Source organism: Haloarcula sp. NS06 (genome assembly GCF_051122755.1).
Lineage (GTDB): Archaea > Halobacteriota > Halobacteria > Halobacteriales > Haloarculaceae > Haloarcula.
On the sequence record NZ_CP184844.1, the window covers coordinates 776,532 to 800,182 of the forward strand.

The following is a 23,651-nucleotide window of genomic DNA, read 5'->3' on the forward strand; positions in this document are numbered from 1 at the left end:
AGAGAACTGAAATGTATTCGGCGGCTGGGGCTGTCTCAGTCGTCGCTCGGTGCCGCTGCGCCGCCGGAGCTGACGCCGGTTCCGGGGCCGATGTCGATTCCCAGTTCGTCGAGTTTCTCGTCGGGAACAACGCCGTTCTCCCAGTCACGCACCTCGTAGTACTCGTCTTTCATCTTCGAGAGCTCCGCGAGTTCGCCCTCGGAACCGCCCTGGGCCGGCATCGCGTGCTCGTCGCCCTCTACGAACCGGTTTGGCAGGTCGTCGTCGGACCCGTCGAAGCCCGCGAGGTTGTTGTAGTATCGTTCAAGATTGTAGACGCGCTCGCCGGCCTCCATCAATTCCTCCTCGCTCACGTCCAGCCCGGTCATGCCGTTGTACTGCAGGACGTACTCCTCAATCCCCTCTGCGAAGGCGTTGAACTTGCAGATGTCGAAGGAGTCGCTGATAGCGTGGAGGTCCTGGAAGGTGGCACACAGCTCGCCTTTGCCCTCCCACTCTCGCGGGTCAACCTTCTCCGGGATACCGAGAATTTCGGCTGCTGGCGTGTAGCCGCGTAGGTGACACGCCCCGCGGTTTGAGGTCGCGTACCCGATTGCCATCCCCTTCATACAGCGTGGGTCGTAGGCGGCCATCGTCTGCCCTTTGACCGCGAGGGAGTTGGTGTGGGCGTCGAACTCCTCGGCAAGGTGGTCCGGCCCCTCGGCGAGATGGTCCGCGAGTTCCGTCTCGCGGTGGGCGATCATCTCGATCATGTCGATCATCGTGTCGGCGTCGCCCCAGTCCAGGCCGTCGTCGAGTTCGTCTAGTTTCCCCTCCTCGGTCATCTCCATCGTCATTGCCATGGTGTTGCCAACATCGATGGTGTCGACGCCGACGTCGTTACACCGGTCGAGCATCACCGCAATCTTGTCGCGTTCGACGTGGCCGGAGTTCGGGCCGAGCGCCCACGCGGACTCGTACTCGTAGGATTCAGTGCGGACGTTCATCTCCTCGCCCTTGTGCATCGCCTGTACCTCGACTTCCTTCTTGCAGGCAACCGGACAGGAGTGACAGGTCGGCTCGTCGACCAGGATGTTCTCCCGGACGTTTTCGCCCGAGACGTTTTCTGAGTCGATGATGCGCTCGCCATCGCCCTCCGCGTCCGAGTACGCTCGCGTCGACGAGTACTTCCCGTTTTTCGTCGGGAGACCGTCCATCTCCTCGGTGGGATTCATCAGGACGTTGGTCCCATACATCGAGAGGCCGCCCTCGTTGGGCGCGGTCACGTCGGACTCCTGGATGACCTGCATCGCCTGTTTGTGGCCCTCCTGGAACGTCTCCTGATCCTTCGGCTTGGGCATCCGCGTGCTGGACTTGACGACGACGGCTTTGACGTTCTTGTTGCCCATCACACAGCCGGTGCCACCGCGACCCGACGCGCGGTCGTCCTCGTTGACGATACAGGCGTATTTGACCTCGTTCTCACCACCTTGGCCGATGGCCATCACGGAAAGGTTCTTGCCCAGCGAGCCGCCCTCGATCTCTTCTTCGAGGTCATCGATGGTGTCGTGGACGCCCTGCCCCCAGAGGTGGGATGCGTCGCGCAGTTCCACCTCGCCGTCTTCGACGAGTGCATACACCGGCTCGTCGGCCTGCCCTTCGAACAGCAGTCCGTCGAAACCCGACCACTTCAGTCGCGCCCCGGACCAGCCGCCGTGGTGGGAATCAGTGACGGTCCCCGTCAGCGGCGACTTCGTACAGATGGCGATACGGCCGCTCATCGTCACCTGTGTTCCCGTCAGCGGCCCGTTCATGAACGCTAGCAGGTTCTCCGGCCCAAGCGGATCAACGTCCGGCCCCTGGTCGAAGACGTATTTCACGCCGAGCCCGCGTGCGCCGATATACTTCTTTGCGTCTTCCTCGTCGATACCTTCGTAGGCTACGTCACCGTCCCCAAGGTCGATTCGTGCCACGTGGTCCTGAAAGCCACCAAGGTCTGTCATGGTAATACGTGACTCTCCGGCCGCGAACAAGTTAACGGTTTGTGTTGCTAAAATACAGATATCTGACGGTTTCAGCGATCACTGGGTCTTCGTGACCGGGTCGCATCCACAAGTCTGGTCCGAACCGTTTAAGAGTCCGAACGGCAAATTCCGTGGTAACTCGCTGGACGACGGGCACCAGCGGGCACCTGCGTGTGCAGGTCGGGATGTGAGTCGCGCCGCGCGACTTGAACCACGCAACGCCCGTGGTGAATACATATGGCACGAAGCGCATATTCGTACATTCGAGATGCCTGGAAGAACCCAGGCGACGGACAGCTCGCAGAACTACAGTGGCAGCGCCAGCAGGAATGGCGCAACGAAGGGGCCGTCGAGCGCATCGAGCGCCCGACCCGCCTCGACAAGGCCCGCTCGCAGGGCTACAAGGCAAAACAGGGCGTTATTGTCGCTCGCGTCTCCGTCCGGAAGGGCAGCGCACGCAAGCGCCGACACAAGGCCGGTCGCCGATCCAAGCGACAGGGAGTTACGCGCATCACCCGCCGGAAGGACATCCAGCGCGTCGCCGAGGAACGCGCCTCCCGCACCTTCCCGAACCTGCGCGTGCTCAACAGCTACTCCGTCGGTCAGGACGGCCGACAGAAGTGGCACGAAATCATTCTCATCGACCCGAACCACCCGGCCATCCAAAATGACGACGACCTGTCGTGGATCTGTGCCAACGACCAGGCTGACCGCGTCTTCCGCGGTCTGACCGGTGCTGGCCGCCGCAACCGCGGCCTCAGCGGTAAGGGCAAGGGCAGCGAGAAGACCCGCCCGTCGCTGCGCAGCAACCGCGGCAAGGGCAAGTAACGCCGACGTAGCAGTTCTATCCGATATTTTTGCAGCTGAGAGTTTCTTCCGAAGAGTGATGGATCCGGCAGGACTGGACAGCCCAGCCACAGACCGAGAAAAGAAACAGCGCTATCCGTGTCACCAACTCTTTCCTGTCGGAGCAGAACACTCTTGTCACAGCAGTATCACCCGGACGTATGGATGCGGCGCGACTCCACCACCTCTCGTTACTGCTTATCGGCATCTCGCTGGGTGTTAATGGGTACGTCACGACCAGAGCCAACGATGTCAGCGTTATCGGCGGAGCGGCCGCAGCAGCCGGTGGAGCGCTCCTGGCTGTCGTGAGCGTCTACAGCCTCGTGACCGGCGCAGAGTCGGACGTGGAAACACGGGTCGCGATGGTCAGCGCGTTCGGCGCGGTACTCGCGGTTTCCGGAACGCTACTCGTGCTTTTCCCGTGACTTCGGCGAAGTCGTTGGGAGGCTACACCCAGACACCCTGTTCGCGGTCCATGATACTGACAACGACAACATGGGGCAGCGTGACGACGGCGATGAACACCAGATACAGCGCGACCCACTCCGGAACGGACTCCGGTGGGTTTGGAATGAGAAAGTATAGCCCGCCGAGCAGGGCAAGCGAAGCAGTCGTCAGCGGCGCGGCGTCGCGGGCGAACCGCGCCAGGGCGGCTGTCGGGTCGCGGTTCTGGAGCGCGGCAGTGGCATCGTCGTCGACCAGCAGCAGGCGGGCGATGTGGCGCAACGAGTGCCACAGACAGAAGTACACGCCGATGGCGAGCACCGGCGGAACGAGGGCGAAGTAGGCAAGCAGCCCCAGCGTCTCGCCGGCGTCAAGCAGCCACGGCCGGCTGGCGTCGGCGCGGGCGAACCCGACAGCCAGCGTCGCCACGACAAGCGCGCCGTATGCGAGGGCGAGCGCGGTTCGCACGTCGGTCCGGAACGCCCAGCCGATAGCGGCCACGGCGTCGGGGGCGAACAGCGAGACGAGGTCTGTTGCGACGCGGCGGTACCACTCCGGGAACGCGAGCAACGGGACCAGCATCGGCAGGCCACCGCGGACCAGCACGGTTCCGATTCGCTGCGGGAGTGACCGGAGGTGGTCGGCGTCGGCCAGCGCGCGTAGCGCGTACAGGTCACCCTGCCCCCAGTGGAACCACGTCACCGCGATGAACAGGACGAAGGCCGCCGCGGGCGCGAGGAACCAGGTGACGGCATAAGCCCCGCCAACGACGCCGTAGAGCGCGAACACGCGGGCGATAGCCCGCCAGTCCGGGCGCTCGCCACGAGTGCGTGCGACCGCGAGGTGGTCGACCGCGCCGTGGGGCAGGCCGAGCAGGACGGCACTGATAACCAGTGGGGCGTACTGAAGCACAGGTGGTACCGAGATGCCAGCGAGGAACGGCGCGACAACGGCGAGGCTGGCGATCCAGCCGGGAGCCAGTGCGACCCGGTAGCGAACCGACGGTTCGACGGCACTTCGGTAGCTCAGTTCCATCTGTCGATGAGCCAGACGTAGAGTACGACCCCTTGCACGACGAACAACGTCGTCAGGAAGAAAAACACCGCTTCCTCAATCGGCAGGTCAAGCAGAGGAACCGTGTAGCCGGTCGTGTACTGTTTCGAAATCGTCCAGACGCCGAGTCGGATGGCGATGCTGTCGATGCCACAGAGATAGGTCATTGGGACCAGTGTCGCGACGCTCACTGTCCGCCACTCGCCGACGAGGAAATGCCACCCGAACAGCCACTGAATGGCGAGAATCGGCCCGCTCCAGACCAGCAGGGACCCGAGATATAATCCCGAGTCGGAGCGCAAGAGTGCAAGGCCGGACAGAACGACAACGAGCGCAGCGGCGAACCCGACGAGTCGCGTCCGTGTCGGCGTCGCCAGCGGGCGCTCCGTGTCTACCCGAAACCGGGCCACCCACAGCCCGACCATCGCCGTTTGCAGGATGAAAAAGAGGTACTCGCCGAGGGGTATCGACCAGAACCGCGCCAGCACGGTGCCGTCGCCGTACCACCAGACACCGCGCCGGATGAGCGCGCCGTCCCACGGCGTCGTGTAGACGAGGGCCAGACCGGTGAGGATAGCTGTTCCTGTGAGTACGTCTTGACGGCTTCCGAGGCGGTAGGTAGCCGTCAACACCAGTCCGGCCACGACCGGGACCACCAAGAGAGCATGGAACTGGAGATACGTGAGCGTAGACAGCATTAGTTCAGAGACGACAGGCGGTCGAAAACGATACCCGGCGCGTGGCTATCATCCACGCCACGTGGGCTGCCCGTGGCTGTGAGTATCTGTCGGCGTCTCGCCAGGGCCACGCTCGGAGACAGCACTCACGGTGTAGAAGGTCGCTTCGGGGTCGCCGTTACGCCGCCAGTGCCACCACGTGCGGGCGAGGAGCCACAGCCGGCGACGACGGGTGAGGTCCGGCGTCTCCGTCAGCACGTCGTACCCACGGTCACGGATGAGCCGGTGGTGGTCAGCGTACAGCACCGCAGCCAGCAACACGCCGAACTGGCAGTCCTCCGGTAGGTATCGGATGCCAGCGACACCCTCACGATACAGTTCGTCGGTCCGGGCCAGTTCTTCCTGCATCACGGCGCGGAAGGCGTCGTCAACCTCGGCGTCGGCGAGTTGCTCCTCGGTAACGCCGTGGCGCTCAAGCGTCTCCTGTGGGAGATACACCCGGCCGTAGTCGTGAATATCCTCGCGGACATCCCGCAGGAAGTTCGAAAGCTGGAACGCTTCGGCCAGCGCCGTCGCGTGGGGCAGGGCCTCCTCCTTCTGTGGCGGGTCCATCACCTCAGTCATCATGTGGCCGACGGCGACAGCGGAGCCGCCCATGTATTCACGGAGATCCTCGAACGTCTCGTAGCGGGCCTGTGCGATGTCCATCTCCATCGCGTCGATGAAGACATTAATCGTCTCCTCGGAGATATCGTGACGATCGGCCAGGTCCTGAAACGCCGCCATGACCGCCTCATGGTCGGTCTCATCCGGGTCGATGTTCCCGAGTGCGGCCTCGCGAATCACCTCCAGTTGCTCGTGCTGGACGGTTGGCGGCGGCCCGTCCGTCTGGTCGACGACCTCGTCCGCGACCCGGAAAAACGCGTACATGACGTACGTCGGGTGGCGGATACGCTCCGGAAGCAGACGCGTCGCAAGGTGGAACGTCCGTCCGGTTTCCTGCTGTATCGATTTGCTAGTCTGGATGTTATCGGAATGCATTGAAAGCTATCGGGCGGTCATTCGGTGTGCGGTGCGTTGCGCGCTTGTCTGTCGGCTGTTCGTAATAGTCCGGTCGGTCCGTGAGTGCGCCGCTATCACGGGGGTCTGTGTCCCGTCGGTTCGCCGGTGACAAACAGGACACTGGTTCGGTATCACTACATGTATATACGGTTGTTATCGGTATAAGCAGACTACCAAACTGCTTCGGGAATCGCGGCAGGAGTCCGACGCTGGCAAGGGGGTTCAGAATCACAGGTTACCAGTTTTCGAACACTTCTTCCAGCAACTTTCGCTCACCAGCACGGAGGTGCTGGTGGAACGTCGACGGGCAGATGTCCATCGACTCGGCCAGTTGCTCGCCGGAGACATCGCGTGGCCAGTCGAAGAAGCCGCCGAGGAACCCTTTCCGGAGCGCCGTTAGCTGGCGGTTGGTCAATCGCTCTTCGACGTTTGCGATGAATGCCTGCCGAGAAACAGGTGGTTCGTCCCGCTCTCGCACTGAAAGCAATTCCGTCTCCGGATACTGGTTTCGGACCTGTTCGACCACGCTTCGGGTCTCCATCGACGCTGGGAGTGTGACGGTGACGGTCGCTTGTCGCGGTTCGACAAGAATGTCGCCCGTCTGGGCCCCACGGTCGGCGACAACCGAGACGACCGGCGGGTCCGAGACGATAAACTCGAACAGCGCCGACGAGTCCGCCGTCGAGACGTGTGAAACGCCCGATACCTGCGGGTGGTCAGCGGCGACAGCACAGACCGCCGAGGGGTCGTCCGTCTCAACGAGGAAGAACATCACCGTCTCCTCACCGTCGGGGACGCTCCCACCATACTCCATCGAGCAGCCGAGTTCGCTTGCCACGTCAATATAAAAAACGTCTGGGTCGGTGACCTGCAGTTCGAGTTCAGTGACGTTGTCAGCGGTCAGCAGCCGGCTGGTTTCGCGAGCATCGATAGCCGCCGCGGTCGCCCGGCCGATGGTTCCCAGCACGGCCTGTTCTCGTGGGTCGAACACGTCGTCGCTGTCGGCGTAGACGGTGAGCACGCCGTACAGCGACTCACCGGAGACGAGCGGCACGGCCGCGACCGATGCCACGTCGGAGTCAGCAAGCCGACTGTGTTGCTCGTCGATGCCGCCAGTCACGACCTGCATCTCCTCGGTACGAGCCGCCGCTGCGACCGGGTCGTCGGCGTCAAGCGGGATGGATAGCGAGGTCGGACGGTCAGCTGATAGGGCCGTCGATGACAGCGTCTCGTCGCGCAAGTCGAGTTCGGATACCCAGGCGAACTGGTAGGAGTCGACTGTGGCCAGCCGGTCACAGACGGTCTGCTCGATGGCCTCCCGCGAGTCGACGGTCAGCACGTCACCCATCACTGCCTTCAGCAGGCCGTCGACCCGGTCGACGAGCTGTTTGAGGTTCTGGCGTTCGGCCTTGAGCTCTTCGCTCCGCCGTTCGGCCGCCAGTTCGGCGAGTTTCCGCTGGGTGATATCGATGTGTGCCACAACCGCGCTCCCGGCCTCGTCGTCCGGCAGCGGCGCGACCCGCATCAGAAACCACTGTTTCTCCTCCGGAGAGTGACACGGGTACTCCATCGTGAACAGGTCTTGCTCACCGTCGATGACCGACTCGATGCCGCCGACTGCCTGTCCGGCGTATTCATCGGCGTCGACATCAGTCGTCGTGAAGTAGTTCGTCCCCTCCATCTCCCCGTCCTCGTCGCCCGCGAACTCCCGCCAAGCGCGGTTGGTGAACAGGATCGTCCCCTCGTCGTCGAGGACAGCGATATTGATGGGGAGCGTGTCCAACGTCGAGTGAGCGAGTGTCTCTGGTGGCTTCATTCAGTGTCCCTGGCTCCGAATAGCCGATACCCATTGTAGTGGCGGCGGGTGAATAAACGTGTGGCCCGAAAACGGGGGACTGTTGCCTGTGCGAAAAGTTCTAAACGATATCGCCCGCAACGCGTAGGTATGTTCGGGTCCCGGAATTCCCGGGGGGAGTCAGTCACTTGCATCGCGTGTGGTGAGTCTATCTCACGGTCCGAGGCCCGCGAGTACGACAAACACGGCGACCGGTGGGACCGCCGAAACAAGACGTTCGAACACCTCTGTAAGGCCTGTTTTGCCGAGCTATGCCAGCAACCGCGGGACGGACTCGAAACGACGCTTGACGCCGCCGGAGCCGGCGAGGCCGACCAGGAGACATTCCTGAAACGGTTCCGGGAACTCTCTGAGGGCGACGCTCGCAGGGACTGAGACGCGGGAGTCACGGCCCAGTCCCACCCCGACAGCCCTAACTACGCCCTGTTCGTACCGGGTGACATGACTACAGAGGACGCGCAGGCGGCCGCCGGGACCGCCGAGGGGCAAGGCCCCGTCGAGATCGACCCGGAGATGGCGCGACATCTGGAGAACAAGCGCGAGGAACTGTTCGAGAAGTTCGGCATCCCCGACGAGTTCCCGCCCGAGGTACTGGAGGAGGCCAAAGAGCGCACGCAGGGCGTTCAGGCCGAAATCGAGGACGAGGTCGACAAGCGGCAGGACCTCCGGGAGATGACCACCTGGACAACTGACCCTATCGACGCGCAGGACTTCGATGACGCCATCTCCATCGAGGAGCGCGAGGACGAGATAGTCCTCTGGGTCCACATTGCCGACGTGACCCACTACGTCAACCCCGACACGAAGATGTGGGAGCAGGCCGTCGAGCGGGGGAATACCGTTTATCTCCCGGCCTACACCGTCCACATGCTGCCGCCCGTCCTCGCCGAGACCGTCTGTTCGCTCGTGCCCAACGAGGACCGCCTAGCCCACACCGTCGAGATGCACCTCGACAAGGAGAACCTCGGCTACGAGGATATCAACATCTACAAGTCCGTCATCCGCTCGGACGCTCGACTGACCTACACCGAGGCCGAGCGCCTGCTGGACGAGCCGGAGACCGCGGAGGACGTGCTGGAAGACCAGAGCGTCGACCTCGCGGAGAAGACCGAGCGCGTCTGGGAACTGGCTGACGCGATGCACGAACAGCGCAAGGAGGAGGGCTCGCTCGTCCTCAACCCCGCCCGGGACCGCGCCCACACCATCATCGAGGAGTGCATGCTGAAGGCGAACAAAGCCGTCACGCACGAACTCATGTGGGACCGCGGGGTCGAGGCGATGTACCGCGTCCACCCACAGCCGAGCCCCGACGAGTGGGACGAAGCGCTGGTCGAGATTCAGGAACTCGACGGGGTCTCCATCCCCGGCGACGCCTGGGACGACCCGCGGAAGGCCGTCAATGCCACGCTCGAACAGGCTCCCGGTCGCCAGCTCGACAAGATCCAGTGGGCCGTGATGAAGGTGATGCCCCGCGCGAAGTACATGAACGACCCCTTCGGCGGCCACCACGCCCTGAACTTCGAGATCTACGGCCACTTCACCTCGCCGATTCGCCGGCTCTCGGACCTCATCAACCACTGGATCGTCTACACCAACGACGTGCCCGAAGACCTGATCGCGCTGTGTGACCGCGCCAGCGACCGCCAGAAGGACGCCGAGCAGTGCGAGCGCGAGTACAAGAATTTCCTACAGGAGGTCGGGCTCGATCCGTCGGCAGTCAACAACCGCGGTATCGAGGTCGTCGAAAATCCTGATGACGAAAACGACACGGACGCTGATGCTGATGCCGCCAACGCAGCGGTCGAGGAGTAGCGTCGACAGGCTCGGGTAGCGGACTCGGCGACAGGAAGACCTTTTGACAGTCAGTCCGGCAGTGGTCGTATGTGCCCTCCAGCACCCGCAATCGTCACCGAGGGGTTGACGAAGCGCTACAGCGGCGTCTCGGCAATAGAATCCCTCGACCTGACGGTTCCTCGCGGGAGTGTTTTCGGTTTTCTCGGCCCCAACGGTGCGGGCAAGACCTCGACGATTCGCATCCTGACGACGTTGACGAACCCGACGAGCGGCACCGCACGGGTGGCGGGCGAGTCGGTCGCCGACCGCGCCGCAGTGGTCGAACACATCGGCTTCCTGCCCGAAGAGCCCCCGCTGTACGACGAACTCACCGGCCGCGAGCAGCTGGAGTACGTCGCTGGCTTGCGCGGGCACGAGGATTGGGACCGCGTGGAGTCGCTGCTCGACCGGTTCGACCTCGACGCGGACGCCGACCGGCGTGTCGAGACGTACTCGAAGGGGATGAAACAGAAGCTCGGCCTCGTTCAGGCGCTGTTGCACGACCCCGACGTTCTCTTTCTGGACGAACCGACTTCGGGACTTGACCCGCGGGCTGCTCGGACAGTTCGTGATACCATCAACGAAGTCGCGGCCGCTGACACAACGGTCTTCCTCTCGACACACATCCTGCCCGTCGTCGAGGAGCTAGCGGACACCGTCGGCGTCCTGTACGACGGCGACCTCGTCGCTGAGGGGTCACCAGCGGAACTGACTGACGGCGTCGAGTCCGGGAGCACGCTCGAAGACGTGTTCCTCGACGTGACCAGCGAGCACCCGGGTGAGCGATGAGGCGGCCGAACGGACGACGGATGCGACTGATCGCACGGACGGAACTGCGCCGTACCTGGCGCAAGCTCATGGGCACGGCGCGCGGGACGCTCATGTTACTTGGCGGGGGGCTGGGCATCACCGCATACAGTCTCGCTATCGGCGCTGGGGCGTTCTTTTTCGGTGGCGTTCTCGCCGACAGCGACCCCCACACGGTCAGACTCGCGACGACGGCGGGCATCGTCGGACTGCTCGGACTCGTCGGCTTTTTCACACTCCAGCATACGGTGAAATCGGCCGGCGAACCGGACGCTGCCGACGGCCTGCTGACGACGGTCCCCTACGAGGACGCGGCGGCCGGGCTGCTCGCCGCTGAGGTTGGTCGAGTATTGCTCGCGCTCACCATCCCGATTCTGGCGCTAGTGGGCGGGCTTGCAGTCGGTGATGCCGGGGTACTTGTCGCTGTCGTGGCCCTCATCGGGTCGGTCACGGTTGCCCTGCTGGGAACGATCCTCGGCTTTGCTCTGGGGCTAGTGACGAAACTGGTCGCGAACCGCTCGGCCTTCATTGCGCGGCATCGCGCGAGCGTCGGGGCTGCCGTCTCGCTCGTCCTACCGCTTGGCTGGGTCGCGATGACGACCGTCCCGACGGTACAGTTTCGCGTGCTCCAACTGGCGACCCAGTCCCCGCTCTCGTGGCCCGCCGACGTAGTCCTGCTCGTGCTGGGGGCCGGCGGCGATCTGGTCGCTGCCACCATCGCCACAACGGGGATTCTCGGCGCGCTTCCGGTCGGCGCGGTTGCGTGTCTGTGGCTAGCTGCGCGGGCCTGGTATGTCGATCCGGTCCAGCCTGACTACGAGTTCGACGCAGACAAGCAGACACTCTCGGACCGTCTGCTGAGAGGACGAGTCTCGACGGCGACCCGCGTGGTCGCCCAGAAGTCGTGGCTCCGTGCCAAGCGAGCACCCATTTCCGTGCAGTTCGCGATCATGCCGTTTTTCTTCCTGGTGTATCATCTCCAGATCGTCATTCTGGAGCGAGTGGTCCCGCCAACGCTCCCCCTCAGCGCTGGCCTCGCCAGCGCGGCGGCGTTCGGGGCCGCGTTCTCGCTCAATCCGCTCGGCGGCGAGGAAGGAGTGCTGCCGTTGACGCTGACCGCTAACGTTTCCGGCCGAGCGTTCGTCACCGGGCTCGTTCTCGCGGGCGCACTCCCCGGTGTCGTGATGACGACGCTACTGGTCGTCGGTCTCGGTGTCGCCGCCGGAACGCCACCGGTCACGCTCGCTGCCGGACTCACAATCGCACTGGCCGCAACCCTCGCCGCACCGGCTATCGCCGTCGGAGCCGGCGTCGTGTTCCCGAAGTTCGAGTCGTCGTCAGTGCAGGGCCGCGAAGTAGTGGTTCCGAGTGGCTGGGCGTTCGGGCTGTACTTCCTCGTTCTCGGTGTGGCCGTCGCGCCGGGGAGCCTGACGTACCTGCTCGCCGTCCGTGACCTGTTCTCGCTACCGTTCGACAAAATGTGGTTCCTCGGCGGGGGTCTGGTGGTGAGCACTGGGATCGCCACCGCTGGCGCTGTCGCCGGGTTCCTCTATGCCGCCAATCGCGTCGCGACCTACCGACTTGACTAGCAGACCGGCTTCGGGTCCAACCCCATCGCCTCCAGCGTCTCCGCGTAGTCGTCGTACGCCGCTCTAATGGCCTCCGTCGCGGCCGCCGCTGCCGTCTCGCGCTCGGATTCCGAGAGGTGTTCGAGGGCAGTCACCCCGTCGTCAAGTGCCGACGCCTCCCGTCGAATCTCGCGGAACATATCGGCCCGCTGTTCATCCGCCTCGTTGATGAAGAAGCTCACCACCTGCAGGTAGAACCGGTCGGCGACCAGCGGCGCGGCGACGAGGCCCGCCCCGACGCGCCGTGCAGTCCCGCTGACGGTTTCGAGGTGGTCGATGAATCCATCTGGGCCACCGGCGTCTGCGTCGATGCGGTCCGCCCGCTCGGTCGCGGCCTCGGCGGCTGCCTCGAACTGCGCCGCCACGTCGCTGTCTGTCTCGGCGGCCCACTGGCCGAGGATATCTGCAAGCCCGGACTCGCGGGTCGCCGCTGCCGTGAGCACCGCCTCCGTCTCCAGTGTCGCATCTGTCGCTGCGATAAGCACTTTGTCCGATCCCAGCCTGTCCCGTTCCGTCTCAGTCTGGTCACGCACAGCATCGATAGTAGCTCCGGCGTCCATACGTCCGCTGGGCGCGGCGGGGGCTTCAAATCCCCGCCCGATTTATCCGCCGGGGAGCGCTACAGTCGATATGGCCGAGGACTACCCTGACCCGCCGACGGACCCGCCGTCACTATCGGCAGCAACGTTGCAGGCGAAGCTGGACGCCGGTGAATCAGTCCGGCTGCTCGACGTTCGCGACCGTGACGAGTACGAGGAGTGGCGACTCCGCGGCGAGTCAGTAACAGCAACACAGCTCCCCTTTGCGAAGTTCCTCCAGGCGAAGGTGACCGGCGAAGTGGACAGCCTCGTCGCAGATGTGGCCGGCACCGGCCCGATAACGGTCGTCTGTGGCCGCGGCGAAGCCAGCGCCTTCGTTGCCGGACTGCTGACTCAACATGACATCAAGGCGCAAAACCTCAGTGACGGCATGGAGGGGTGGGCGCGGCTCTACGAGGCCCACGAGATTCCCTGCGATGACGCAACCGTCCTCCAGTATCGCCGTCCGTCATCGGGCTGTCTCGGCTACATGATCATCAGCGACGGCTCAGCCGCTGTCGTCGATCCGCTCCGGGCGTTCACCGACCGGTATGCCGCCGACGCTGCCGACCACAACGCCTCGCTCACCTACGCTATCGACACGCACGTCCACGCCGACCACGTGAGTGGCGTTCGCCGCCTCGCCGAAGAAACCGGTGCTGAGCCGATCCTTTCCGAGCGGGCGGTCGCCCGCGGTGTCGAGGACGTGACTGCACTGGCCGACAACGAAACGCTACGTGTCGGCTCGGCTACGCTGGAGCCTTGTCCCCTACCCGGCCATACGACTGGCATGACTGGCTTCACTATCGGCGACGTGCTTCTGGCCGGCGACAGCGTCTTCCTCGACAGCGTCGCCCGCCCAGACCTCGAAGCCGGGAGCGACAGCGCTCGTGACCTCGCCCGCGACCTCCATCACACGCTGACCAACCGACTCGCAGCGCTATCCGACGAGACACTCGTCGCCCCGGGCCACTACAGCGAGTCGACAGTCGCGGCTGACGACGGCACGTTCACAGCCTCGCTGGGCACGCTCCGAGACCGAGTCTCAGGGTTCACAATGGACCGCGAGGCGTTTGTCGAGTACGTCTGTGACGATATCCCGCCGCGCCCCGCCAACTTCGAGCGGGTTATCGCAATCAACCTCGGAACGGAGACGGCCGACGACAACACCGCATTCGAACTCGAACTCGGCCCGAACAACTGCGCGGCTGCGCCGATGGACACAGTGTGACAGGGACACGAGAGAGTCGCAGCTACAGCGGGAGCAGCTTGCGAATCTGGTCGAAAATCGATTCGTCCTCGTCCGGCAGTGACTCACCCACCACGCCCTCTCCTGGCAAAATCACAGTCCGTTCCCCGTTGTCCTCGACCTCAATGAGGCCGTCCGCCTTGAGAGCCGCAAGTGCATCCTCAATGCGGTCGATATTCTCTTCCGTCCGCGACCGTAGCTCGAAGACAGTCATCCCCTCATCGCGGCGGTCAGCGAGCGCATCGAGCACCGCAACCTCAGTGTCGTCCCGGTCGCGATACTCCGGCTTCGCTCTCATATCTTCCTCTAAAACCGGCTGGGTCTAATCTTTGTCCCTCGGAATTGTGATATGCGTGCTCTGTGCGGCAAGTCGGGAACTGTCATAACAGACCAGAGACCGTGTTGCTTTGCTCAACTGCCACGGGCTCTGCGGTCGCTTCTTTCGTTTCTGCCGGTGTCGGTGGGGCCTATCGTCTGACTGTCTTGGCGTCGCTGGCGCGCGAGCGAAGAAACAAACACACACTGCACGCTATTGACCGGTCGACAGTTGACACCTCTCACTCGTGTTGTTTCGACAAGTGACCGTCGTGGCACCTGAGAAGCTCAGTCGTCGCCGACAAACGCTCTGTAGATTATGATAACGAGGTCAGTAACTCGCTACTTCCACTTGTCATGATAGGCTGGTCCCTCTTTCGTGGTAGAGCCATACTTTGCCATGAACACCCGGAGTGACCATTCATCGGTGTAGTACTTGTACGCCCAATTGTACTTGATATAAGTTGTCTCGAAAGCCCCACCGTCCTCGGTAACGAATGTTATATTGACAGTGTCGGGGATGTACGTGTGGTCCCGATCTGAATAGCTATCGTCATTATCATTGTAGTCTTCAACAATAACATAGTAGTTCCAAAGTGGGTCAAGCCGGTCATCTACGGTTTTAGAACGATTTGTGGTGTCCCGCATCTGGATAGTCATGTGGTATGAGTCGTTTTCAGGGAAAATTTCTGTCTCGGCAGACCGATTATAGTCGAGTTTACGGTATATCCGCTGCATATTTTCATCGAACTTCTCAAACTTCTCTGCCTTACTGAGTTCCCTTTCAGTGGCAGATTCGGTTTTTGTTTCAACTTCCTCAGTAGCAACTGGCTTATTCTTGGTTTCCGTAGGTACGGGCGTTGTAGTCTCAGTAATCTCTGTCATCGGTTCTGGCGTCTGTGTCGGCATATCTGTCTCCTCAGCTGGTCCGCTCCCCCCGATAAACGTGGAACAGCCGGCAGACATGATCAGGAGAGCGAGCGCAACACCGCCAAACATAGTTTTGATGTTAGTCATAGCTCTTGAGTATCGTTATTGAGGGACGTGCCCTTTCTGTTTCTTTAGCAAGAGAATCAGATTTTCAGTCAAGCCTTGCATTATTTCTGGTGTCAAGCCAATCACCAATTCGCCCCAATCCCCCGCTGAAAGTGAACTAAACACACTCCGATAGCTAGAAATCAATAATATGATTCCACAGATAGAAGGAACAAAACCTCCCGCGTAGGTGAACGTAGTCGGGCCGCTGTCGAACTCCTCCATAGACGGTATACTGGGCATCCGTGAAGACGCATCTGTTGAGCTGAAACCATTCATCGATATAATAGCTAGAGCGATGACTGAGGGGGGATCCCTGCAACTGTTGCTAACTGATCGGCTGCTCTCAACCTGGCTTTCAATTTTCTCCCCATCTCGTTAGAAAATTACGATAGTATTCTTTATAAATTCTATTATTTTATATAGGTATCGAATAGATCACCAAAGACCCCATCCTCCGTCGCTGTCGTCGCCGTTGTCTTCGTTGCCACCGACTCCAAACCAACCACCATCGTCATCATCATCATCATCATTATCGTTGCCACCGGCCTCGCCGCCGAGTAGACCACCGAGGATACCTCCATCATCCTCATCAGCATTGCCATTACTATCGCCGGCACTACTACTATCCTCACTATTTCCGGTACGACCACTGTCACTACTGCTGCTTCCGTCATCATCGTTGTCATAAGACCAGTCGTACCCACCATCGTTCCCGTTACTATCTTCTTCACCGCTTGGGTTCATTAGGTTGTTCGGCACGCTAGAGTTTGGGCGGGTGCTACCACCGTCATCATGAATACCGTCGCTTGAACCGTCGTTATTGGGTTTTTCAGGCTCTTCAGCAGCGGCATCTCGTTCTTTTATTTTATTTTTTTGCTCGTCAATAGTCTCTTTACTGAACGTGCCTCCGTAGCCGTCCTCAGAGTACTTGTTCATATTGTCTTCCGAGATGATCTTGGTAAGTTCACTGTCCATGTACAGCCACAGACCGTCTCGGCCGTCAGTATCGACGATGGTGTCGCCGATGGTCATGGCGGCACTCGTACAGCCCTTGTTTTCACCATCGACGTAGTAGCTCCCACTGCCGCCCGGACAACTGTCGACACCGCCGCTGCCACCGTTGCCAGATGAGCGGGCGACTTGGATCGTCCGATTAGCGACGCCACGCCGTCCGGCGGCATCGTAAGCGATCGCACGGACGGAGACAGAGCCGGAGTCGTTGAACGTGTGCGTAATGGTTGAGGTGGCGTTCTCACCGGTGAGTCGCGTCTGGTTTTGTGCGGTGCCGTTGACGGCCCAGGCGAGCGTTCGGAGGTCAGCATCGCCGGCAGTCACGTTGGCAGTCAGATTCCGCCGGAGACCAATGGGTACCGCGGCCGGGGCTGAAACTGAGACTGACGGCCCACCGGCGGCCACCACGTCGACATGAAGCGTGTCCGAACGCGACACACCGTCGTCATCAGTGACGGTGACAGTGACGTTGTATTGGCCGGTGTCGGCCGGTGAAAACGTCGTCTGGACGCAGGTTGGGCAGTCGGGCGTGTGTGTGGTGCCGTCCGGCGTTTCGATGGACCACTCGATATTTTTGATTGTGCCGTCGGGGTCACGCGAGCCGTTAGCGTCCAGTTGGACTGTCGTTGCTCGCTCAGCGGACTGGTCCAGCCCGGCATCAGCGAGCGGTGGCTGGTTCCCGGTCGCCACCGCTGTCCCACCGAGGAGTGCCGAGAGGGCGAGGACCGACACCACGAGTGTCGTCGTCCGCTGCATTAGCGTAGCGTAGCATCTGTATCGGTATAAAATTTCACAAACTAGGTTGAAATTAACATAGCGGCGTCGCGAAACAGGTAGCTTCCCGCCACGAATGGTCGAGCCAACGGGCAGGGTTTAAGTACACCACGGTGGGAAGTTCTGGCAATGGGTCTCAAATGTTCCGTCCTCGGGCACAAGTACGGTGAGACCACCGTCGAGCGCGAGCGCGAAGAGCAGGGTAGCGAAGTCGTCATCACCATCCAGGAACGGGAGACCTGTGAGCGGTGTGGAAATACGCGCATTGTCTCGGAGAACAAGGAGGTAACGGCTATCGAGACGCCGTCGGATATCGCCAGCGACCTCGTCGAAGACGAGTCCAAATCCGAAACGGCGGAACCCGAGTCACCGCCGGAAGACCAACCGGCTGATAGCGCGGCCGAACCCACAGGCGAGGGAACAGAGCGCTCGGACGGCTGGGACAGCGTCGACGACCCGGTCAAAGCACCAGGAGAAGCGGGAGTCGGCGACGACAAGGACGACGGCGAAGCGGTCGACCCGTCGGCCGACGACGCCGAGATCATCGACGACAGCGATAGCGAGGGCAGCGGCGACGTGGAACTGGACGAGCCGACGACGATGGTTGACGTCCCGGACGCCGAGGGTGAGGAGCCGGTGACCGAAGACGAGACTGATCCGGAGAAAGACGACGGGGTCATTCTCGGCGAGGAAGAGGAATCGGAGTCAGCCGGCGACGACCGACAGCCTGGAGAGTGGCCTGATGAGCCGGGAGACGACGGAGACGGCTGGTCGCCGGAAACGATGCCGGTCGACACTGGAGCGGACGACGATTCAAGTGTTGAGTCGACCAGCGACAGTGCCGTGACGGTTCCGGAGGGCGAGTTCGCCTGTCCGGAGTGTGGATTCACCACTGAGGTGGAGTCGACATCGTTGCGCGCCGGGGACTTCTGTCCGGAGTGTCACAAGGGGTCACTTATCACCCGTGGCGAGGAGTGAACGCAAAGGGTAAGACAGCCCCTCGCAAAAACTCGCCCATGCGAGAGTACAAGATGCGACGGGGCGAGCATCTCGAAGACCGCGTCCCTGACATGGAAGCGTTCGTCGAGGAGTATTTCGGCGAAGTAACGGATACAGAAGAGTACGAAGATACCGACTTGCTGGTCGTCGACGACCCCGACAACCCCGTGTTTGACCGGGTTGTCGCGGGCCGCGTCGAGTACGGCTCAAAGAAAGACAAAATCGCGCTCCACATCGACGAGCGACCGGCTGAGGATGTCATCGCCGAAGGCAACGTCGATGCGGCCGAGGACGCTGTCGCCATCAAGAACGATTTCCTCGAGGAGGCAACCGACCGCGACGCAAAGGCACGACGTGACTCGCTGAAGCGCTCGGTTGAGGACGACGCCGACGCCCCGGACAACGTCTAACGACGGCTGTCGACCGCGCGCAGTCCGTGAGTGTCGGCAGACCGATACTGCGCTATCGCATTCAGCACGGCTCGCGTAGCCGTTCGGAAATTCTTCGATACCGTACATCGCCAGTATCACTCAGCGTCAGACGGGCGTCACATCTAAATACGCTTGTGTCATACATTCGCATACGCCTCACCCGGAGGCGCGCACAAGTATCCGGGGCACGAGATACCCCTCGTGTTGCCACGGCAGCGGATTCCGGGGCAACCTGTCATAGTTTGTCCGCCCGCCGGAGCGGACCCAATCCGGCATTCGCGGCCAGGTCAGTTAGCGAGTCGGCATTTCTGTTTTATCGGCGTGAGATTGGTGGCAGGGTTTGTTAATGACTGGAAATAGGTGACGGACAGAACGGCGCTATTCGGCGAGTCCGTAGCCGCGCCTGAACAGCACGTAGTCGATTGACAGCACAACCACGGTCGTCCCGGTCAGAACGGCCAGCGACGTGTTCGGGTCGATTTCGGTGACGCCGATCATGCCGTAGCGCACGCCATTCACCATGTACACCATCGGGTTGAGCAGCGAGACGTTCCGCCAGAATGCCGGAAGAACTTCGAGCGAGTAGAACACCGCGCCGAAGAACACCAGTGGCCGGAGGATGAACTGATTCATCACCGTCAGGTAGTCGAAGTCACTCGCCCAGAGGCCGCCGATGACGCCGAGTCCGCCGAACAGCGTGGTAATCACCAGCAGGAACGAGACAAGATACACGGGGTTAGCGACCGGAACCGGAGTGAATATCAGTCCCACGCCGACGATCAGCAGCGACGTGACGACCCCCCGGAGCGCGCTGGCCGAGACGTAGGCCGCCACCATACTTCGGTTCGACATCGGCGATGTAAGCACAGCCTGAATGTAGTCGTTCCAGCGTCCGTGGAAGATAGTGAAGGAGGCGTTCTCGAAGCTGTCTGAGATAGCTCCGAGCACAACCAGTCCAGGCAGGACGAACTGGAGGTAGCTCACGCCAGCGATTTCACCGATTCGGCTCCCCAGAATCACGCCGAACACGGAGAAGTACAGCGCGTTCGTGATGATCGGCGGGAGGAACGTATTGTACGGCCGGCGCACGAACCGAAGGATTTCCCGGCGGACCAGCGTCAGAAACTGCGTCGTGTTCTGGTTCATGCGGACACCTCCGCGTACTCGCGGTCGTCGCGGGTCATGTCGACGAACACCTCTTCGAGGGACGCGCGGCGGATGTCCAGCGATGTGACAGTGTGGCCCTGCGCTTCGAGGTCACGCATGATCGCCGGGGCGGTCTGGCTCCCGCCCATTGCGGTGACGGCCAGCCCCTCGTCAGTCAGTTCGATGTCGGTGATCCCGTCAACGTCGAGCCTCGGGGCTGTCCGTGGCATCTCAGCGAGTTCGAGAACGATAGTGTCCGTCCCGCGGGCCATCAGGTCGTCGGGGGTCGCCACTTCGACTTTCTGCCCGTCATCCATGATTGCGACCCGGTCACAGAGACGTTCGGCCTCCTCGATATAATGGGTCGTCAGCAAAATCGTCGTCCCAGCGTCATTCATCCGGTTGATAATATCCCAGAGATCGTGACGAAGCTGGACATCGACCCCGGCCGTCGGCTCGTCGAGGATGAGCAGGTCCGGGTCAGAGACGAGCGCACGCGCGAGGACGAAGCGGCGTTTCATGCCGCCAGAGAGCCAGTCGAAGCGCGTGTCTCGCTTGTCCCAGATCCCGACCGTCTTCAGCGCGTCTTCGGCGCGCTCGCGGGCCTCGGCCCGACCGATGCCGTGGTAGCCAGCCTTGTGTTCGAGCACCTCGATGATAGGGAAGAAACGGTCGACGTTGAACTCCTGTGGCGCGACGCCGATACGGTCACGAGCCTCTCGGTAGTCGTCTTCAACGTCGAATCCGAACACCTCAGCGGTCCCGCGGTCCTTGTGGACGAGGCCGACCAGCGTGTTGATGAATGTCGTCTTGCCGGCTCCGTTTGGCCCGAGCAATCCGAAGAACTCACCCTGTTCGACTGTCAGTTCCAAGTCGTCAAGCGCTTGCACATCGCCGTAGCGCTTCTGTAACCCACTGGCGCGTATCGCCGGTTCAGTCATTGCCGCCCTTAGCGTGGCGACACCGAAAAACGCATTGAAGCCCCCGAAAACCGGCAGTTAGAGTGATACAGGCTGACAAGATCGATCGAACAGCAATGTCGCATCGACCGGACTATACACTCCTATCGGCCGAGTCGTTCCCGAGAGATGCCGACGCCAGCCGGCGTGATGATGAGCTGGTCGTCATCCTTCTGGACGATGTCGCCGCCGACCTCGTTGGCGACCTGCTTGAGTTCGTCGCTGATGTGTTCCATCGTGCGGTCCTGCGTGGAGTGGCGCGTGATGTCCGCGACGACCACGTCGCCGTCGTAGACGGCGTCTTTGATGTCGATGACGTCCTGCTTGTCGCTGATGCGGGCGATCCGGACCTGCCGTTCGAGTTCCGTCCCGGTCATCTCGAATTCGTTCGCGTTCAGTTCGACGTAATCCTCGGTGTTCCGAGAGGATCCAGACTCTCCGAGGATCTTGCTCATCAGTCCCATGTCACTCACGGCGTGCGCTACCCGTTTCAACTTTTCGTCCATCGAACGTATCGCTACAGCACACCCTGATCTGCCGTGGTGGCGATTGAGGGCGGGGCGCGCTGCACAAAACGTTATGCGGGTGATCAGACAACTATCGACACGGATGCGCCTGCCCTCCATCGGGATGACTCCCAGTGCCGTCGCAGCCGGCGGCGGCATCCTCTATGCCATCGGTGTACTGTCGTGGTTGTTTGCAAACGGCGTCCACTTCGCGTCACAGGACACAGCGGCCCTTGCGTTCGGTGCCAGTTATGCTGTCGTCGGGATGTTCCTCACGGGTGCCGTCCCGCTGTATCTCTGTAGCCGGTTCTCGCTTGGTACGCCGGTGTTCGTGACGCTCTGGCTACTCGGAAAGACGGTGTCTGAGTGGCTGTACGGGACGCATCTCCACCCGCTGTCGTCGTATCTCACTGTCTGGCCACTACTGCTCGGGGTAGCTGTGGGCGCTGGCGTGGCCGAAGCGGTTGTTAGAATCAGCATAGACCGTACCCTCGACCGGTTCGGGCTCGGGCCACTGGTGTGACTGGAATGCGATACCAGTAAACTGCACTACACCGAGAACTCGAACAGGTCGTCGCCGACGTGGTGGAGCGATTTGACGACCTTCCCGCTGTCACCGACCATGTCGTCGCCGTCGGTCTGTGCGCGGCCGACAGCGAGGAACTTCCCATGGGACTCCTCGTTGATGACGATCAGGTCGTCCTGACTGATGTCGTCGTCGGCCTCGGTGATACCCGGGCGCATGATGTCAGCGCCGTCCGAGACAAAGGAGACAGCCCCGGCGTCGACGGTGACGATGTGTTTCTCCGGCGGGTACTGATTGGCACCCTGAACGGTCAGGAACGGTTCGCCGTTCAGATAGAGGACGAGCGGGTCGCCGTCGACGAGGACGACGTCCCAGTCGCTGTCGTCGAACTCGACTTTCTCGAAGCTGTCCGCGTCGAGTTCGACACCGAGGTTCTCCGACAGTGCCGTCGTGATGGTGTCGACCTCATCCGAACGGAGGTGGTGTCGCGACTTGACTTCCATGCTCGCGTCTCGTCGGCGACAGAGGGTAAGCGTAACGAAGCGTGTGGGCGATGTGACGGACGCAGGTTTTTGTCCGCGCGGCCTAAGGTCAGAGTATGCGAGTCGTCACGCTCCTGCCCTCAGCGACGGAAATCGTCTACGCGCTTGGCGTCGAGCCAGTCGGTGTTTCACACGAGTGCGACCATCCGCCAGCGGCCCGCGAGAAGCCGTCAGTCAATCGCTCGCGAGTCGACCCGACGGCATCGAGTGGCGAGATCAACGAGCAGGTCGCGGCTGCCGAAGAGAGTGCCGGCGTCTACGCCATCGACCATGGGACACTCGCAGAACTGGACCCTGACCTCATTGTCACCCAGGGCGTCTGTGACGTGTGTGCCGTCGACCACGTGGTGGTCGCCGAAGCCGTCGAGGAACTGGGGCTGGACGCCGACGTCCTGACACTCGATGTCCACAGTCTCGACGACCTGTTCGACTCCATCCACCGGGTCGGCGCGGCGGTCGAGCGCGACGAGCGCGCCGCCGAACTCGTTGCGGACCTCCGGGACCGCGTCGCAGCCGTGGAGACAACAGCGGCACGAGCAGAGACGGTCCCCCGCGTGGCGGTGCTCGACTGGCTCGACCCGGTGATGGCTGCCGGGCACTGGGTCCCGGAAATGGTCGAGATGGCTGGCGGTGCCTACGGGATGGAGGAGGACGGTGCGCACTCCCGACCGCGCGAGTGGACGGAAGTCCGCGAGTACGATCCCGAGGTGCTGGTGGCCGCACCCTGTGGCTTCGACGTGGCACAGACCCGCGAGAACCTCGCCGACCTGACCAGACGGCCCGGCTTCGAGGATCTGACTGCAGTTCGGGACGGCCGGGCCTACGTGGTGGATGGCCACCACTACGTCAACCGGTCAGGGCCGCGGCTGGTCGATACGCTCGAGTTCCTGGCGGCGCTCGTCCATCCGGACTTGTTCGAGACGCCACCGCGGGACGCCGTCGTCGAACTCGGGACGGTCCGGGCCTAAGCGGCGGCCGCGACCAGGCCGACATAGGTGTTGCCGAGGACGACAACCGCGCCGAGGGCGACGACAGACAGGAGCCAAGCCCGCCACAGCGGGACCTGCTCAACCACGTCGCGACACTCCAGCAGGACGACGCCAACGTAGAGGACCACGGCCATCTTCAGGGCAATCACGAGCAACGGTTCGTGGATAAGGAGGGTCCGTATCCAGGGGTTTGCTTCCAGCCCTGGCCCGGCAAACTGCGCGGCGAACAGCGTCGACAGCGCGTCGCCAAAGCCCCAGACGAGCACCAGCGAGAACACCAGTTCGATGTAGCTAGGCTTTTCGAGGCGAACTAAGAAGGGACGAAATGCGTGGTCAGGGCGGGCCATCTAAATCGATACCACTACTGTCGACTATTAGCG

The 23,651-nt window shown here is 62.1% G+C and carries 25 protein-coding genes; 11 read left to right on the top strand and 14 right to left on the bottom strand.

Features of this window, described 5'->3' with window-relative positions; translation table 11 throughout:
• Nucleotides 1–35: 35 nt before the first annotated feature.
• Nucleotides 36–1,982, bottom strand: a complete 1,947-nt coding sequence (locus ACODNH_RS07640) for an aldehyde ferredoxin oxidoreductase family protein (RefSeq protein WP_306708919.1) — start codon at nucleotides 1,980–1,982, stop codon at nucleotides 36–38.
• A 258-nt stretch (nucleotides 1,983–2,240) separates the two neighbouring features.
• Here ACODNH_RS07640 and ACODNH_RS07645 point away from each other — a divergent pair, with 258 nt between their 5' ends.
• Both ACODNH_RS07645 and ACODNH_RS07650 read left to right on the top strand, forming a co-directional pair.
• Nucleotides 2,241–2,831 carry a 50S ribosomal protein L15e gene (locus ACODNH_RS07645; RefSeq protein ID WP_058994351.1) on the top strand — a complete coding sequence of 197 codons (591 nt, stop codon included), beginning with the start codon at nucleotides 2,241–2,243 and terminating at the stop codon, nucleotides 2,829–2,831.
• 179 nt (nucleotides 2,832–3,010) lie between these two features.
• Entirely contained in the window at nucleotides 3,011–3,274 is a 264-nt protein-coding gene (locus ACODNH_RS07650; RefSeq protein ID WP_306708923.1) for a hypothetical protein, read from the top strand.
• A gap of 22 nt (nucleotides 3,275–3,296) precedes the next feature.
• On the opposite strand, the gene ACODNH_RS07655 is transcribed toward ACODNH_RS07650, so the two are convergent.
• From ACODNH_RS07655 to ACODNH_RS07670, 4 genes are all read right to left on the bottom strand, one after another.
• Complete coding sequence (locus tag ACODNH_RS07655) at nucleotides 3,297–4,322, bottom strand: Brp/Blh family beta-carotene 15,15'-dioxygenase (protein WP_306710452.1); 1,026 nt, start codon at nucleotides 4,320–4,322, stop codon at nucleotides 3,297–3,299.
• Nucleotides 4,319–5,044, bottom strand: a complete 726-nt coding sequence (locus ACODNH_RS07660) for a lycopene cyclase domain-containing protein (protein ID WP_306708925.1) — start codon at nucleotides 5,042–5,044, stop codon at nucleotides 4,319–4,321. Before ACODNH_RS07660 ends, ACODNH_RS07655 begins: the two co-directional genes overlap by 4 nt.
• Before the next feature lie 48 nt (nucleotides 5,045–5,092).
• Nucleotides 5,093–6,064 (bottom strand): phytoene/squalene synthase family protein, encoded by a 972-nt coding sequence (locus ACODNH_RS07665; RefSeq protein WP_306708928.1) that lies wholly within the window; start codon nucleotides 6,062–6,064, stop codon nucleotides 5,093–5,095.
• Between the two features lie 256 nt (nucleotides 6,065–6,320).
• Entirely contained in the window at nucleotides 6,321–7,901 is a 1,581-nt protein-coding gene (locus ACODNH_RS07670) for a bacterio-opsin activator domain-containing protein (RefSeq protein WP_306708930.1), read from the bottom strand.
• A gap of 129 nt (nucleotides 7,902–8,030) precedes the next feature.
• On the opposite strand from ACODNH_RS07670, the gene ACODNH_RS07675 reads away from it, so the two are divergent.
• From ACODNH_RS07675 to ACODNH_RS07690, 4 genes are all read left to right on the top strand, one after another.
• A complete protein-coding gene (locus ACODNH_RS07675) occupies nucleotides 8,031–8,315 on the top strand; it encodes a DUF7562 family protein (RefSeq protein WP_306708932.1) in 285 nt (94 codons plus the stop codon).
• A gap of 66 nt (nucleotides 8,316–8,381) precedes the next feature.
• The gene (locus ACODNH_RS07680) at nucleotides 8,382–9,752 is read left to right on the top strand and encodes an RNB domain-containing ribonuclease (protein ID WP_306708934.1); all 1,371 of its coding nucleotides are present in this window, start codon (nucleotides 8,382–8,384) and stop codon (nucleotides 9,750–9,752) included.
• 69 nt (nucleotides 9,753–9,821) lie between these two features.
• Nucleotides 9,822–10,562, top strand: a complete 741-nt coding sequence (locus ACODNH_RS07685; protein WP_306708936.1) for an ABC transporter ATP-binding protein — start codon at nucleotides 9,822–9,824, stop codon at nucleotides 10,560–10,562.
• 20 nt (nucleotides 10,563–10,582) lie between these two features.
• A complete protein-coding gene (locus ACODNH_RS07690) occupies nucleotides 10,583–12,169 on the top strand; it encodes a hypothetical protein (protein ID WP_306708938.1) in 1,587 nt (528 codons plus the stop codon).
• Here ACODNH_RS07690 and ACODNH_RS07695 read toward each other — a convergent pair.
• Complete coding sequence (locus tag ACODNH_RS07695; protein WP_434531219.1) at nucleotides 12,166–12,768, bottom strand: transcription antitermination protein; 603 nt, start codon at nucleotides 12,766–12,768, stop codon at nucleotides 12,166–12,168. The genes ACODNH_RS07690 and ACODNH_RS07695 overlap by 4 nt on opposite strands.
• A 70-nt stretch (nucleotides 12,769–12,838) precedes the next feature.
• Here ACODNH_RS07695 and ACODNH_RS07700 point away from each other — a divergent pair, with 70 nt between their 5' ends.
• Nucleotides 12,839–14,017 carry an MBL fold metallo-hydrolase gene (locus ACODNH_RS07700; RefSeq protein WP_434531220.1) on the top strand — a complete coding sequence of 393 codons (1,179 nt, stop codon included), beginning with the start codon at nucleotides 12,839–12,841 and terminating at the stop codon, nucleotides 14,015–14,017.
• A 22-nt stretch (nucleotides 14,018–14,039) separates the two neighbouring features.
• Here ACODNH_RS07700 and ACODNH_RS07705 read toward each other — a convergent pair whose 3' ends face one another.
• The 3 genes from ACODNH_RS07705 to ACODNH_RS07715 form a co-directional block, all read right to left on the bottom strand.
• Nucleotides 14,040–14,333, bottom strand: a complete 294-nt coding sequence (locus ACODNH_RS07705; protein ID WP_434531221.1) for a DUF6432 family protein — start codon at nucleotides 14,331–14,333, stop codon at nucleotides 14,040–14,042.
• 359 nt (nucleotides 14,334–14,692) lie between these two features.
• Nucleotides 14,693–15,367, bottom strand: coding sequence for a hypothetical protein (locus ACODNH_RS07710; protein WP_434531222.1), 675 nt, complete (start codon nucleotides 15,365–15,367; stop codon nucleotides 14,693–14,695).
• A 456-nt stretch (nucleotides 15,368–15,823) separates the two neighbouring features.
• Nucleotides 15,824–17,155 carry a PKD domain-containing protein gene (locus tag ACODNH_RS07715; protein WP_434531223.1) on the bottom strand — a complete coding sequence of 444 codons (1,332 nt, stop codon included), beginning with the start codon at nucleotides 17,153–17,155 and terminating at the stop codon, nucleotides 15,824–15,826.
• Nucleotides 17,156–17,302: 147 nt separating this feature from the next.
• Here ACODNH_RS07715 and ACODNH_RS07720 point away from each other — a divergent pair, with 147 nt between their 5' ends.
• Together ACODNH_RS07720 and ACODNH_RS07725 are read left to right on the top strand one after the other, a co-directional pair.
• On the top strand, nucleotides 17,303–18,151 hold the full coding sequence (locus ACODNH_RS07720; protein WP_434531224.1) for a DUF7093 family protein: 849 nt from the start codon (nucleotides 17,303–17,305) through the stop codon (nucleotides 18,149–18,151).
• Nucleotides 18,152–18,189: 38 nt separating this feature from the next.
• Nucleotides 18,190–18,582, top strand: coding sequence for a DUF5611 family protein (locus ACODNH_RS07725; protein WP_306708954.1), 393 nt, complete (start codon nucleotides 18,190–18,192; stop codon nucleotides 18,580–18,582).
• Nucleotides 18,583–18,981: 399 nt separating this feature from the next.
• Here the strand turns inward: ACODNH_RS07725 and ACODNH_RS07730 are convergent, their stop codons facing one another.
• From ACODNH_RS07730 to ACODNH_RS07740, 3 genes are all read right to left on the bottom strand, one after another.
• Nucleotides 18,982–19,749: an ABC transporter permease gene (locus ACODNH_RS07730; RefSeq protein WP_306708955.1), complete on the bottom strand. Its 768-nt coding sequence runs from the start codon at nucleotides 19,747–19,749 to the stop codon at nucleotides 18,982–18,984.
• Entirely contained in the window at nucleotides 19,746–20,690 is a 945-nt protein-coding gene (locus ACODNH_RS07735; protein WP_306708957.1) for an ABC transporter ATP-binding protein, read from the bottom strand. The genes ACODNH_RS07730 and ACODNH_RS07735 overlap by 4 nt, the downstream gene beginning before the upstream one ends.
• A 122-nt stretch (nucleotides 20,691–20,812) precedes the next feature.
• Nucleotides 20,813–21,172 carry a cell division protein SepF gene (locus tag ACODNH_RS07740; protein ID WP_053967843.1) on the bottom strand — a complete coding sequence of 120 codons (360 nt, stop codon included), beginning with the start codon at nucleotides 21,170–21,172 and terminating at the stop codon, nucleotides 20,813–20,815.
• A 145-nt stretch (nucleotides 21,173–21,317) separates the two neighbouring features.
• On the opposite strand from ACODNH_RS07740, the gene ACODNH_RS07745 reads away from it, so the two are divergent.
• Nucleotides 21,318–21,737 carry a hypothetical protein gene (locus ACODNH_RS07745; protein ID WP_434531225.1) on the top strand — a complete coding sequence of 140 codons (420 nt, stop codon included), beginning with the start codon at nucleotides 21,318–21,320 and terminating at the stop codon, nucleotides 21,735–21,737.
• Between the two features lie 26 nt (nucleotides 21,738–21,763).
• Here ACODNH_RS07745 and ACODNH_RS07750 read toward each other — a convergent pair whose 3' ends face one another.
• A complete protein-coding gene (locus ACODNH_RS07750) occupies nucleotides 21,764–22,243 on the bottom strand; it encodes an RNA-binding protein (protein WP_306708960.1) in 480 nt (159 codons plus the stop codon).
• 95 nt (nucleotides 22,244–22,338) lie between these two features.
• Here ACODNH_RS07750 and ACODNH_RS07755 point away from each other — a divergent pair, with 95 nt between their 5' ends.
• Nucleotides 22,339–23,250: a cobalamin-binding protein gene (locus tag ACODNH_RS07755; protein WP_306708962.1), complete on the top strand. Its 912-nt coding sequence runs from the start codon at nucleotides 22,339–22,341 to the stop codon at nucleotides 23,248–23,250.
• Here ACODNH_RS07755 and ACODNH_RS07760 read toward each other — a convergent pair.
• A complete protein-coding gene (locus tag ACODNH_RS07760; RefSeq protein WP_306708964.1) occupies nucleotides 23,247–23,618 on the bottom strand; it encodes a DUF5658 family protein in 372 nt (123 codons plus the stop codon). The genes ACODNH_RS07755 and ACODNH_RS07760 overlap by 4 nt on opposite strands.
• Nucleotides 23,619–23,651: the final 33 nt, after the last annotated feature.